Origin of the sequence: Robinsoniella peoriensis (assembly GCF_000797495.1) — a bacterium.
Classification (GTDB): domain Bacteria; phylum Bacillota; class Clostridia; order Lachnospirales; family Lachnospiraceae; genus Robinsoniella; species Robinsoniella peoriensis.
The window spans coordinates 22636-34684 of sequence record NZ_JTGN01000004.1 but is presented as its reverse complement, the minus strand read 5'-3'; the positions used below and the strand labels follow the sequence as shown (position 1 = coordinate 34684).

Annotated in this window: 15 protein-coding genes and 1 pseudogene; all 16 read left to right on the top strand. The window is 43.7% G+C overall.

The window, feature by feature from the left end:
- The first annotated feature begins 93 nt into the window (after positions 1-93).
- The 16 genes and pseudogenes from QR40_RS29705 to QR40_RS08920 all read left to right on the top strand — a co-directional run bounded on the left by QR40_RS29705 (position 94) and on the right by QR40_RS08920 (position 12038).
- Entirely contained in the window at positions 94-810 is a 717-nt protein-coding gene (locus QR40_RS29705) for an HNH endonuclease (RefSeq protein WP_052430766.1), read from the top strand.
- A 275-nt stretch (positions 811-1085) separates the two neighbouring features.
- Entirely contained in the window at positions 1086-2345 is a 1260-nt protein-coding gene (locus QR40_RS08985) for a phage portal protein (RefSeq protein WP_044294501.1), read from the top strand.
- A gap of 129 nt (positions 2346-2474) precedes the next feature.
- Positions 2475-3188 carry a head maturation protease, ClpP-related gene (locus QR40_RS08980; protein ID WP_044294499.1) on the top strand — a complete coding sequence of 238 codons (714 nt, stop codon included), beginning with the start codon at positions 2475-2477 and terminating at the stop codon, positions 3186-3188.
- Between the two features lie 16 nt (positions 3189-3204).
- Entirely contained in the window at positions 3205-4413 is a 1209-nt protein-coding gene (locus tag QR40_RS08975) for a phage major capsid protein (protein WP_044294498.1), read from the top strand.
- 66 nt (positions 4414-4479) lie between these two features.
- A complete protein-coding gene (locus tag QR40_RS08970) occupies positions 4480-4755 on the top strand; it encodes a head-tail connector protein (RefSeq protein WP_044294497.1) in 276 nt (91 codons plus the stop codon).
- Positions 4755-5087: pseudogene (locus tag QR40_RS33945) on the top strand (phage head closure protein). The gene QR40_RS08970 and the pseudogene QR40_RS33945 overlap by 1 nt, the downstream one beginning before the upstream one ends.
- Positions 5088-5090: 3 nt before the next feature.
- Positions 5091-5474 (top strand): HK97 gp10 family phage protein, encoded by a 384-nt coding sequence (locus tag QR40_RS08960; RefSeq protein ID WP_044294495.1) that lies wholly within the window; start codon positions 5091-5093, stop codon positions 5472-5474.
- Positions 5471-5788, top strand: a complete 318-nt coding sequence (locus tag QR40_RS08955; RefSeq protein ID WP_044294494.1) for a phage protein — start codon at positions 5471-5473, stop codon at positions 5786-5788. The genes QR40_RS08960 and QR40_RS08955 overlap by 4 nt, the downstream gene beginning before the upstream one ends.
- A 3-nt stretch (positions 5789-5791) precedes the next feature.
- Entirely contained in the window at positions 5792-6439 is a 648-nt protein-coding gene (locus QR40_RS08950; protein WP_044294492.1) for a major tail protein, read from the top strand.
- Complete coding sequence (locus tag QR40_RS08945) at positions 6436-6813, top strand: hypothetical protein (protein ID WP_044294490.1); 378 nt, start codon at positions 6436-6438, stop codon at positions 6811-6813. The genes QR40_RS08950 and QR40_RS08945 overlap by 4 nt, the downstream gene beginning before the upstream one ends.
- Positions 6810-6974, top strand: a complete 165-nt coding sequence (locus QR40_RS32045; protein ID WP_200889740.1) for a hypothetical protein — start codon at positions 6810-6812, stop codon at positions 6972-6974. The genes QR40_RS08945 and QR40_RS32045 overlap by 4 nt, the downstream gene beginning before the upstream one ends.
- A 394-nt stretch (positions 6975-7368) precedes the next feature.
- Positions 7369-7857, top strand: a complete 489-nt coding sequence (locus tag QR40_RS08940; protein WP_044294489.1) for a hypothetical protein — start codon at positions 7369-7371, stop codon at positions 7855-7857.
- A gap of 59 nt (positions 7858-7916) precedes the next feature.
- On the top strand, positions 7917-8339 hold the full coding sequence (locus QR40_RS08935; protein WP_044294487.1) for a DUF3788 domain-containing protein: 423 nt from the start codon (positions 7917-7919) through the stop codon (positions 8337-8339).
- 26 nt (positions 8340-8365) lie between these two features.
- On the top strand, positions 8366-8701 hold the full coding sequence (locus tag QR40_RS08930) for an MmcQ/YjbR family DNA-binding protein (RefSeq protein ID WP_044294485.1): 336 nt from the start codon (positions 8366-8368) through the stop codon (positions 8699-8701).
- A gap of 126 nt (positions 8702-8827) precedes the next feature.
- Positions 8828-11674, top strand: coding sequence for a phage tail tape measure protein (locus QR40_RS08925; RefSeq protein WP_044294483.1), 2847 nt, complete (start codon positions 8828-8830; stop codon positions 11672-11674).
- 1 nt (position 11675) lies between these two features.
- The gene (locus QR40_RS08920; protein ID WP_044294481.1) at positions 11676-12038 is read left to right on the top strand and encodes a hypothetical protein; all 363 of its coding nucleotides are present in this window, start codon (positions 11676-11678) and stop codon (positions 12036-12038) included.
- Positions 12039-12049: the final 11 nt, after the last annotated feature.

Genomic DNA, 12049 nt, shown 5'->3' with positions numbered 1-12049 from the left:
ATTTGATACACTGGAGTAATGAAACTTTAAGTTGTAGTGGAAAACTGGACAACATTTTGATATAATTAGAAAAAAGTAGAGGGGTGTTGTTTAATGGGTTTTCCTAAAGAAATTAGAGAGCAAGCGTTAATAGCTTGTAAAAGATATTGCGTTCTATGTGAGCGCGAAAAAGGTGTAAATGTTGAATGTCATCATATTATTCCCCATGCAAATGGAGGGCCAGACACTTTTGAAAATTGTATTCCATTGTGCTTTGATTGTCATTCAAAGGTTGGGGCATATAACCCTAAGCATCCAAAAGGAAATAAGTTTTCACCAGAAGAACTGAAAATAAGACGTAATTCGTTCTACCAAAGAGTCGCAGATGGTGAATTCCCCAAATATATAGATAGTGCGGGTGGTAATGAGGAGGATAAAGTATTATATCAAAAAATTAAAGAACTATTTCAATCTCCAAATTTGAAGTATTATTTAACGGAAGTCGATTTAGGTAATGATTTTGATAATAGAGTATTTTATCCGTTAAATCAGCTTATGCAATACAATAATGACCCTGATTACGAATTTGTAGATTATGAGGTTGAAGAGTATAGAAAGCGTTTGTTTGTTGCAGTGAATGAATTCTTAAACTATAAAGCGGTGAATACTTTTCCAACGAATATTGGCACACAGGCAATTTACACATGGAAAAATGATGATTATGATTTTAAAGAGAGTTCACACATTAACATGGAATTTAACAATCTTGCTACAGCAATATGGGATGCTTATAAAGCATTTATAAGTATATGTAAAAGAAAGCTAAATTGATATTGTTTTCTAGCTAATTATTGATAAGGAGTAGAGCGAACGAATGTTTGCAGATACACCTAACCGACAGTTCAACGATTTATGCATTGTGTATGGATGCGGTAAAAGTAGTCTAATTAATTCATTAAAAATCCAGTGTGCTGAATTAATAACCAAGGAGACAAATTACAGCTTGTCAGTACGTACAAGTTTCATTATGAATATCGTCAGCAATTGTGCATTCAAAGGCATCTAATTCAGAGGTGCTTTTCTTTTATCACTTATAGGAGGTACTGATGAAATTATCAACCATTTTAGGAATACGGAGTGCAAGGGATAAGCCAAAAGACAGTTTCAGTGGTTCGGCTTATTCCTTTTTATTTGGGCGGACTACTAGCGGAAAGCCGGTGAATGAACGGACAGCTATGCAGACTACGGCAGTTTATTCCTGTGTGCGGATTCTGGCGGAGGCGGTGGCATCCCTTCCGCTGCATATTTACCGTTATACAGTTGCTGGGAAGGAACGGGTGGTGGATCATCCTCTTTATAAAATTCTTAATGATGAGCCAAATCCGGATATGACTTCCTTTGTATTCCGGGAAACTATGATGAGCCACCTTTTGATCTGGGGTAATGCCTATTCTCAGATTATCAGAGATGGTGCAGGCCGGGTGATTGGTTTGTATCCATTGCTCCCCGATAAGATGGAGGTAGACCGACTGGAAAATGGGGAGCTTGTATATTATTATTCCAGGTATTCAGAGGAGAATCCAAACTTTCGGGAAATGGGCAGGATAGTTCTGCGGCAGCAGGATGTACTGCATATTCCGGGGCTTGGCTTTGACGGACTGGTTGGATATTCTCCGATTGCTATGGCGAAGAATGCTGTAGGCATGACACTGGCATGTGAAGAATACGGAGCCAGTTTCTTTGCCAATGGTGCAAATCCGGGCGGTGTACTGGAGCATCCGGGGGTGTTGAAAGACCCAGGTAAGGTACGGGAAAGCTGGAATAGCGTGTACCGTGGTTCTAATAATGCCCACAAGATTGCAGTATTGGAAGAAGGTATGAAGTATCAGCAGATTGGTATTCCGCCGGAGGAGGCGCAGTTTCTGGAAACAAGAAAGTTTCAGATTAACGAGATTGCAAGGCTGTACCGGATACCGCCGCACATGGTAGGGGATTTGGAGAAATCCAGCTTTTCTAATATTGAGCAGCAATCACTGGAGTTTGTAAAGTACACTCTGGACCCATGGGTAATCCTCTGGGAACAGTCTCTGCAGAAAGCGCTTCTTCTGCCAGAAGAGAAGAAAGAGTATTTCATAAAGTTGAACGTGGACGGTCTGCTCCGTGGCGATTATCAGAGCCGGATGACTGGCTATGCCACAGCGAGACAGAACGGATGGATGTCAGCCAATGATATTCGTGAGTTGGAAGATTTGAATCCGATACCGGAAAAAGATGGCGGAGATTTATACCTGATAAATGGAAATATGACAAAATTAAAAGACGCCGGTTTATTTGCTGGAAAAAACATAGAAAAGGAACTTACTTAGTGGTTTGGAAATGCCACAGAGAAGGTTCCTTTTTTAATGTCATTCTATAAAGTAGGCTGGTGGTTATGTGCAAGAGACAAAGAGGATTGTTGTGAATCTCTGCTTGCAGCAGGAAGGTGAGGGGTAAAGGTGAAACGGAAATTTTGGAACTGGGTTAAAAATGAGGATGAAGGTATAAGAACTTTATATCTGGATGGGGAAATTTCAGATGAAACATGGTATGGAGATGAAGTGACACCGCAGATGTTTAAGACAGAACTGGCAGCAGGGGAAGGGAATATTACGGTTTGGATTAATTCACCGGGAGGGGATGTGTTTGCGGCGGCACAGATTTATAACATGCTGATGGACTATAAAGGCAATGTCACGGTCAAGGTGGATGCTCTGGCAGCTTCGGCGGCTTCTGTCATCGCTATGGCTGGAACTACAGTTCAGATGTCCCCAGTGGCAATGATGATGATTCACAATCCCATGACCATAGCAATTGGGGATTCGAAGGAGATGAAGAAGGCTGGTGAAATGCTAAATGAGGTAAAAGAAAGCATTATGAACGCCTATGAAATCAAAACTGGAATGAACCGCACAAAGATATCCAATCTGATGGATGCAGAAAGCTGGTTCAATGCCAGAAAAGCGGTGGAGCTTGGTTTTGCAGATGAAGTCTTAGAGGACAAATGCGGAGGTGGAGGGCAGAAGAAAAAGGACGGGCTGGAAATGGAAGGAATGATGTTTTCCAGAATGGCGGTTACTAATTCCCTAATGGAAAAGTTAATCCCGAAACCGGAGGGAAAGAAAGTCCCGGTGGAACAGTTGGAAAAGAGGCTTGCCCTCTTATCACATTAAGTGGAGGAAAATCAGAATGAGTAAAGTATTGGAATTAAGGGAGAAACGGGCAAAGGCATGGGAGGCGGCAAAAGCTTTTCTGGATACAAAAAGAGGAAATGACGGGCTATTGTCCAGTGAGGATACTTCCACTTATGAAAAAATGGAAAAAGATGTGGTGGATTTAGGAAAAGAGGTAGAGCGTCTGGAGCGTCAGGCGGCTATTGATCTGGAATTATCGAAGCCAACCAGTACGCCGATTACGAATAAACCCAATGGGAATCCGTCTGGTGAAGGGAAGAAGGGCAGGGCAGCCGATGAGTATCGCAGGGAGTTCTGGAATTCCATGCGTAAGAAGAATTATTTTGACATCAATAATGCCCTACAAATCGGAACGGATTCCGAGGGCGGCTATCTGGTGCCGGATGAGTTTGAAAGCACCTTGGTGGAGGCATTGGAGGAAGAAAACGTGTTCCGTGCCCTGGCAACGGTCATCCAGACTTCCAGCGGTGACAGGAAAATCCCAGTGGTGGCTACAAAAGGGGAAGCCTCCTGGATTGATGAGGAGGGTTCAATCCCGGAATCGGATGACATCTTTGGTCAGGTGTCCATTGGAGCCTATAAAGTAGCTACCATGATTAAGGTATCCGATGAACTGTTAAATGACAGTGTATTTAATCTGGAAGCGTATATTTCTAAAGAATTCGGACGAAGAATCGGGGCAAAGGAAGAGGAATCGTTCTTTGTAGGTGACGGAACAGGAAAGCCCACAGGAATATTTAATGCCACAGGCGGTGCGGCAGATGGTGTGACAACAACAGGGGCAGCTATTACTTTTGATGATGTGATGGATTTATATTATGCTGTAAAATCTGCATATCGAAAAAAGGCGGTATGGGTATTGAATGACACGACTGTGAAGGCAATCCGCAAATTAAAAGATGGCAATGGGAATTATATCTGGCAGCCATCCTTACAGGCTGGACAGCCGGATATGATTTTAAACCGTCCGTACCAGACCTCCTCTTATGTGCCGGAACTGGCGGCAGGGAAGAAGGTCATGGCATTTGGGGATTTTTCCTATTACTGGATTGCTGACAGGCAGGGGCGTTCTTTTAAGCGTCTGAATGAACTCTTTGCGGCAACAGGGCAGGTTGGCTTTCTGGCAAGCCAGAGAGTTGATGGCAAGCTGATTTTATCAGAAGCTATCAAGACGCTGGCAGTAAAAGCAGGAAGTGGTTCATAAATAGCATATAAATCAGGCTTCAATCTGATATAGGCAGCGGATTTTTTATGAGGAGGGAGGAGACTTATGGTAGTGACGTTAGAAGAAATAAAACAATATGTGCGGATAGACACTGCAGATGAGGATGTTCTCCTTCTCACCCTGCTTGCCACATCGGAAAGTCTGTGCAGTGATATTTTACGCAGTTCCTTTGAGGAGATGGAGGAAATCCCGGAACCGGTGAGAACTGCGGTGCTGTATGGAGTTTCCTATCTGTATGAGAATCGGGAGCAGGCAGACTTTAAAGACCTGACTATCACTCTGAAATGTCTGCTCTTTGGTCAGAGGGATGAGGTGTTCTAATGAGGATAGGGCAGTGGCGGGAGCGTATTCTGATTCAGAAAAACGGGATTGAAACCGATAATGTGGGCAATCAGAAAAATATATGGACAGAATATTATTCCTGCTGGGCATATGTGAACAATCTGTCATGAAAGGAATATTGGGAGGCGGCTCAGGTGAATCAGGAGGCTTCCTTGTATTTTATTGTCCGGTATTGCAGCGAATTGAAACAAATGGACAGCACCCAGTACCGGATTGTGTTCCGAGAGGAAATCTACAATATTACCTTTGTGGATTTCATGCAGTACCAGAATAAGACGTTGAAGTTGCGGGCGGAGAAAGTGAAGAGGTAGAAGATGTCAGACAGACGTGTCCGTGTGGAGGGGATGGCAGAAGCAATAGCACAATCCATATCAGATTATGCGAATCTATCCAATGAAGTCATGAAGGAATGCGTGGCGGATGTGAGTAAGTCCATTAAGAAAGATATTCGGGACAATGCCCCGGTAAAGAGCGGCAGATACAAGAAAAGCTGGACGGCCGCAAAGCAGCAAGAAAATGCAAACACACTGACTATGGTGGTTCACAGCCGGAACCGTTATCAGATTGCCCATCTTCTGGAGCATGGGCATGTGAAACGGGGCGGAGGCAGGGTACAGGCCATTCCTCATATTGCTCCGGCGGAGCAGCGTGGAGGGTTGGAATTGGTTTCCAAAATAGAACGGGGGATTTCGGAATGAACCAGCAACAGGTAATGGCAATGGTAGAAGAAATAAATCTGCCTTTTGCTTATGACCACTTTGCAGAAGGCCAGTCACCAGAACCGCCGTTTTGTGTATTTCTATATCCGGGAGCCAGGAATTTCTCAGCGGATGGACTGCCTTATTTTAAAATAAATCGTCTGCATGTGGAGATTTATACGGATTTCAAATCCGCAGAACTGGAAGAACAGGTGGAGGCGGTGTTGGAGCGACATGACATTTTTTATGGAAAAAGCGAAGTATGGGTGGAATCGGAGCGTCTGTACGAGGTGCTTTATGAAATGGAGGTTTAGAAAATGGGAAATAAAGTGAAGTTTAATATCTGTAATGTTCACTATGCCCCGCTGACAGCAGGGGAAGAGGGTTCGGATACTTTTGGAACACCAGTGGCAATGCCGGGTGCGGTTTCTCTTAGCATGGATCCAAATGGGGAGCCGGAATCTTTCTATGCGGACGGTATTGAGTATTACATCATAAATAATAATATGGGATATGACGGAGATTTGGAGCTGGCGATGATACCGGAGGCATTCCGTACAGAGATTTTAAAGGAAGAAACGGATGCCAATAAGGTACTGGTGGAGAACTGCAATGCAGAGACAGGCAGCTTTGCCCTGCTCTTTGAGTTTGATGGGGATGTGAAGAAAATCCGCCATGTGCTGTATAATTGTTCGGCATCCAGGCCCAAAATTGAGAGCAAGACCAATGAGGAGTCAAGGGAAGTGCAGACGGAAACCCTGACGGTGAAAGCCCGTCCGCTGGCAAGTGGTTATGTCAAAGCGAAGACTGGGGATACAACAACATCTGCGGTTTATGATGATTGGTATAAGGCGGTATATCTGCCTACTGCGGAAGAGGCGAAACCTGCCCGGGCGAGTCAGGTTCTGAATGGTTTGGAAGCAAAAATGGGTTCAAAGATGGAAAAGGGGGTCTCTGAAAAATGAGTATTATAAGGAATGTAGGGATAGATGGGAAGGAAGTCCGGTTTAAGGCATCAGCGGCGATTCCGAGGATTTACCGCTTGAAATTCCAGAGGGATATTTATAAGGATTTGCGATTATTGGAAAAGAGTGTGGGAAATTCGGAAGAGGGTGAGTCCAGCCTGGATTTGTTCTCACTGGAAATGTTTGAAAATATTGCCTTTGTCATGGCGAAACATGCGAATGGAACTATCCCGGATACGCCAGAGGAATGGCTGGATGAATTCAATACCTTTTCAATCTATCAAGTACTTCCGAAGCTGATTGAACTTTGGGGATTGAATGTACAGACGGACATTGAGGCTAAAAAAAACTTCGCCCCACAGAGCGTGAAATGACAACACCGCTGTTTCTTCTGCGGTGTGTGCAGTTAGGGCTTTCCATGCAGGACTTGGAACTGTTGTCTATTGGCCTGATTAATGATATGTATGCGGAGAGCCGGAATGATGACTGTAAGTATGCTGTATTGGCTACGCAAGAGGACATGGATAAATGGTAATGTTTCAATTTATTCATTTATCACTTTTATACAATCAGTATCTTTTTTCAATTTTTCCATGATAAAGTCACTTTGAACACAAAAGGTTTTGATTTTATTTTAGCCAGCAAATTATAAGGCTAATATTATTTTGGCATAACATGACGGTTTTTCGCTTTTAGGATAAACACTAGAGACATTTTGACAGATGATGCAGTTTAATAAAATCCGAACTTTTATCTGTTTAAAACGCTGAGATATCGAATTTATTTGGAAAAGGTTCGGATTTTCTAAAGGTACGGATAAATGGACAGATTCTGATTTACGTTGATAAACCAGCCTTTTCTTGTTATACTGAGAGCAGAAACGGCTGGCAGAGTCAGCGGAAAATCAGAATTTGTAGGAGAAAAAGATTATGGCAAAAGAAAAGGCATCATTCAGAGATTTTTTATCAACAGTTGCACCAGAACACCAAGCGTTTGTTGAGAAACTTAATGAGAAACTTGTTGAACAAGGCTGTGTACTTGTAATTAAGGATTCAAAAAGTGGTTACGCTGCTTCATATCAACTAGATAAAAAAACAGTAATGAATTGGGTGTTTCGCAAATCAGGTGTTTGGGCACGGATTTACGGTGATAATGCCAGCAAATATGAGAATACAATCGCTTCTTTGACCGCTGATATGCAAAAGAAAATGACTGCTTCTCGTGACTGCAAGAGACTTATTGACCCTACTGCATGTAGCGATACCTGTGTTAAAGGTTTTGTTTATGCTCTCAATGGCGATACACATAAAAAATGTCGGAATGACGGAATGTTATTCCTACTGACAAATGAAACAGCGGAGCATATAGCTGAGCTGATCTGTGCAGAGGTTGCTGTGCGAAGGTTGGTTTCAAAGTAAATTCCAGGTTGTCGGAATAAATAATGGAAAGCAAACAGTAAAGTTAGGAGGTCGCATAGTTGATTGATATAAAAGATATGAATTACAAACCAAATATGGAAGAACTGAGCACCTTCATAAACAATCCGTTTTTCGCCGAGTTATGCCGACATTTGAAGAATGATTATAAGGCTCTTTGCAAAATAGAATATAGCAAAGATGTCTGGCTGCGAGGATGGAACATAAAGTTTAAAAAGGCAGGGAAATCATTATGCACGGTTTATCCGAAGGAAAACTATTTTACTGTGTTAGTGGTTGTTAGTAAGAAAGAAAAGGAACAGGTGGAATATCTTTTGCCGCAATTGTCCTGTGATATTCAGAAAGCATATGCGGAAACAAAAGAAGGAAACGGACAAAGGTGGCTGATGATTGATTTAGAGACTTGTGGAGGAGTATACGATGATGTTGCACAGCTTATTCGTATCCGCAGACAAAGTAAATAGATTCTGCTTTCTGGGAGGTAACATACTTGACTGAGCGAACGGAAGTTTTGGATTACGGCATGACTTTGCCTGATGTATATATGGATACGCCATTCCATGATAACAACTGGGTGCTTCTCCGTTCCAAAAAGAATAAAAAGGCATTTGCATGGACTTATGAGAAAGACGGAACGATGAGGGTAAATGTGAAGGTAGAGCCACAGTGGAGGGATTTCTGGAGGAATGCCTATCTGTCTGTCCTGCCGGGATACCATCAAAATAAAGAACATTGGAATACGGTTATTCTGGACGGAACAATTCCTGATAAAGAGATAAAACGGATGATTGCAGAAAGTTACGACCTGATTATAAAGAAAAAATAGTACCTTCAACCATAGTTAAATAAAGATTACATAGGCATCTATCGAAATGATGGGTGTCTTTTTTAATACATTTACTGAGCCTTAGAGGCTCTTTTTTTCTGTCCAAAAACAGGAGGTAAGTATCACATGGCCAACCGAATACAGGGTATCACGGTGGAAATCGGCGGTGATACCACTAAGTTATCCAATGCATTAAAAGGTGTCAATTCTGAAATACGCAATACCCAGTCACAGTTGAAGGATGTAGAAAAACTGCTAAAGCTGGACCCGCACAATGCGGAACTGCTGGCACAGAAGCAGCGGCTGTTAACGGATGCCATCGGGGAAACCAGAGAGAAGCTGGAGGCGTTGAAGTCTGCGCAGCAGCAGGTTCAGCAGCAGTTTGAGCGGGGAGAAGTTACAGCAGACCAGTACGATGCCCTGCAGCGCGAAATCATCGAGACGGAGCAGAATCTGGAAGACTTGGAGCATCAGGCAGAGGACACCAACAGATCCCTGTCCGGCTTTTCTCAGGCTGCGGATAAGATTGGCAAGTTCGGGGATGCCGCTACGTCTGCCGGAAAGAAGATGCTTTCAGTAACCGCCGCCATTACAGCGGCAGGAGGGGCATCTGCTAAGATGGCAATGGATTTTGAGGACGCTATGGCAAAGGTCAGTACCATTGCGGATACCACGGAGGTTCCGCTATCGGAGTTGGAAAAATCTATCCTTGCCCTGTCAAACCAGACTGGGATTTCTTCCACGGAGATTGCAGATAACGTGTATGACGCTATTTCCGCAGGGCAGAAAACAGGGGATGCGGTGAACTTTGTTTCCAATTCCACTATGCTGGCAAAAGCAGGCTTTGCAGATGCCGGGAGTGCTCTGGATGTGCTGACTACCATCATGAACTCTTATGGCTTGGAAGCGGGGGAGGTCACGAAGGTGTCGGATATCTTGATTCAGACTCAGAATCTTGGTAAGACAACAGTGGGGGAACTGTCTGCTTCCATGGGTAAGATTATCCCGACTGCCAAGGCAAACGGTGTGGCTTTAGATCAGGTGGCGGCTGGCTATGCGATTATGACAGCGAATGGTGTTGCGACCGCAGAAACCACCACCTATATGAATTCTATGCTGAATGAACTGGGAAAATCCGGTACCAAGGTATCGGATACCCTGAAAGAGAAAACGGGAAAATCTTTTACGGAACTTATGCAGGGAGGGGCAAGCCTTTCTGATGTACTGCAGATTGTATCTGACAGTGCAAAAGACCAGGGGCTTGCCTTTACGGACTTATGGGGCAGCGCTGAAGCTGGTAAGGCGGGATTGATTCTTCTGGGGGACAGTGCGGATACATTTAACGGTACATTGGAGCAGATGCAGAATTCCACTGGGGCTACACAGACTGCTTTTGATAAGCTGCAGACAAACTCCAACACGATTAAAATTGCATTTAATCAGTTGAAAAACACAGCGATTGAATTTGGTATAGCGATTATGAGTGTGCTGGCTCCGATTTTGGTTGCATTGGCAGATAAGATACAGGCTTTCACCACATGGTTTTCCGGTCTATCGGATGGTACAAAAAAGATGATTGTTATGATTGCTGGGATTGTTGCCGCAGTTGGTCCGGTATTAATTATTGTGGGAAAGGTAGCAACCGGTATTAGTGTCATTATGACATTGGTATCTACGCTTGGCCCGGTTATTGCGGGTATTATTCCTGTCATCTCCAGTGTTGGTGCGCCGATACTTGCCATAATTGCAGTGATTGTGGCAGTGATTGCAATTGGGAAACTTTTGATTGAACATTGGGATGAAATCAAGGCAGCCTGTCAGGCTATTTGGAATTCCATTAAGGAGTTCTTTGCAGGATTGTGGGAGGGAATCAAAGCAACAGCAAGCGCGGCATGGACAGCAATTTCCACATTTTTTACATCTCTATGGACAGGGATTTCTACGGTGGCACAGACCATATGGAATGGAATTTCCCTGTTTTTCACTACTTTGTGGGAGGGAATAAAAACTTTGTTTCAGACGGTACTCACTGTGATTTCCACCATTGTGACTACGTATTTTAACCTTTATAAATCCATCATTACGACCGTTCTGACGGTGATTCAAAACATTTTCACCACGGTCTGGAATGCAATCAATACTGTGGTGACTTCGGTTGTAACAGCGGTACAGACATTCCTTACCACCGCATGGACTGCCATCCAGAAGGTTATAACCGCAGTTCTTAACACAATTGGGAACATTGTTTCAACGGTTTGGAACGGTATCCAGTCTGTGGTGTCCACTGTAATGAATGTGGTCAGCAGTACCATTTCCAATGTGTGGAATGGGGTCAAAAACACGGTATCCACAGTGTTGGATGCCATAAAGACTTCGGTAACTAACATCTTTGGCAGCATCGTAAGTGGTATCAGCGGAGCCATGGGCAATGTTTATAATGCGGTCAAGGGAGGATTTGAGCAGGCGGCAGGATTTGTCAAAGGGCTGGCTTCGGATGCGTGGAACTGGGGTGTTGACATTGTAAACGGAATCGCAGACGGGATCAGAAACGCAATAGGAAATGTGGTGAATGCGGTGAAAGGTGTGGCGGACAGAATTGCGTCCTTCCTCCACTTCTCTGTGCCGGATGAAGGACCGCTGTCAGAATATGAAAGCTGGATGCCGGATTTTATGCAGGGTCTGGCAAAAGGCATTGAAAAAAGCAGGGGAATGGTAGAACAGGCAGTGGGCGGCGTGGCTTCTGATATGGTAATCAGCCCACAGTTGTATGGAGTGGATAAAATGGCATTGCAGCAAAGTATTTCCAAAGATTCCATGGGGCAGTTATTAGGAAGTATTAAAGAAATGATTGGTGGAATAAGTGCGGGAAATTCAGGGACGATTAGTATCCCGGTTTACCTTGGCGGGACACTTCTGGATGAGGTGATAGTAAATGCGCAGACCAGGCAGAATCTTAGATCAGGAGGCAGATAGCATGGCATTCATACAGTTCTTAAATTTTGATGGGGAAGACCTGCCCTTACCGGATTCCTATGAAGTTGGAATGGATGACGTGGAATCTGATGCAGGTGGAGAAACCGAAGCCGGGACAATACAAAGGGATATAGTGAGGGTAGGAGTATACCGTATTCCCGTTGCGTTCTCGGTAAGCTCTAAGTGGCTTAAGAAGCTGACCGAGTATAAACAGAAAAAAAGAATTACAGTTACTTTCTTTGATCCATGGACGATTAAAACCAGGAAGTCAGAGATGTTTATAGATGGGTACAAAGCACAGCTTGTAAAAGACACGTCCTATCAAGGCTTGTGGAAAGTATCGTTTACCGTAAGAGAGTTTTAGGGAGGCAGTTT

Excerpts from the sequence above, each read along its gene's own strand:
- QR40_RS08970 (WP_044294497.1), top strand. The coding sequence starts at position 4,480 with ATGGTAGTGACGTTAGAAGAAATAAAACAATATGTGCGGATAGACACT.
- QR40_RS08955 (WP_044294494.1), top strand. The coding sequence starts at position 5,471 with ATGAACCAGCAACAGGTAATGGCAATGGTAGAAGAAATAAATCTGCCT.
- QR40_RS08975 (WP_044294498.1), top strand. The coding sequence starts at position 3,205 with ATGAGTAAAGTATTGGAATTAAGGGAGAAACGGGCAAAGGCATGGGAG.
- QR40_RS08940 (WP_044294489.1), top strand. The coding sequence starts at position 7,369 with ATGGCAAAAGAAAAGGCATCATTCAGAGATTTTTTATCAACAGTTGCA.
- QR40_RS08985 (WP_044294501.1), top strand. The coding sequence starts at position 1,086 with ATGAAATTATCAACCATTTTAGGAATACGGAGTGCAAGGGATAAGCCA.
- QR40_RS08960 (WP_044294495.1), top strand. The coding sequence starts at position 5,091 with ATGTCAGACAGACGTGTCCGTGTGGAGGGGATGGCAGAAGCAATAGCA.
- QR40_RS32045 (WP_200889740.1), top strand. The coding sequence starts at position 6,810 with ATGACAACACCGCTGTTTCTTCTGCGGTGTGTGCAGTTAGGGCTTTCC.
- QR40_RS08950 (WP_044294492.1), top strand. The coding sequence starts at position 5,792 with ATGGGAAATAAAGTGAAGTTTAATATCTGTAATGTTCACTATGCCCCG.
- QR40_RS08945 (WP_044294490.1), top strand. The coding sequence starts at position 6,436 with ATGAGTATTATAAGGAATGTAGGGATAGATGGGAAGGAAGTCCGGTTT.
- QR40_RS08925 (WP_044294483.1), top strand. The coding sequence starts at position 8,828 with ATGGCCAACCGAATACAGGGTATCACGGTGGAAATCGGCGGTGATACC.
- QR40_RS08920 (WP_044294481.1), top strand. The coding sequence starts at position 11,676 with ATGGCATTCATACAGTTCTTAAATTTTGATGGGGAAGACCTGCCCTTA.
- QR40_RS29705 (WP_052430766.1), top strand. The coding sequence starts at position 94 with ATGGGTTTTCCTAAAGAAATTAGAGAGCAAGCGTTAATAGCTTGTAAA.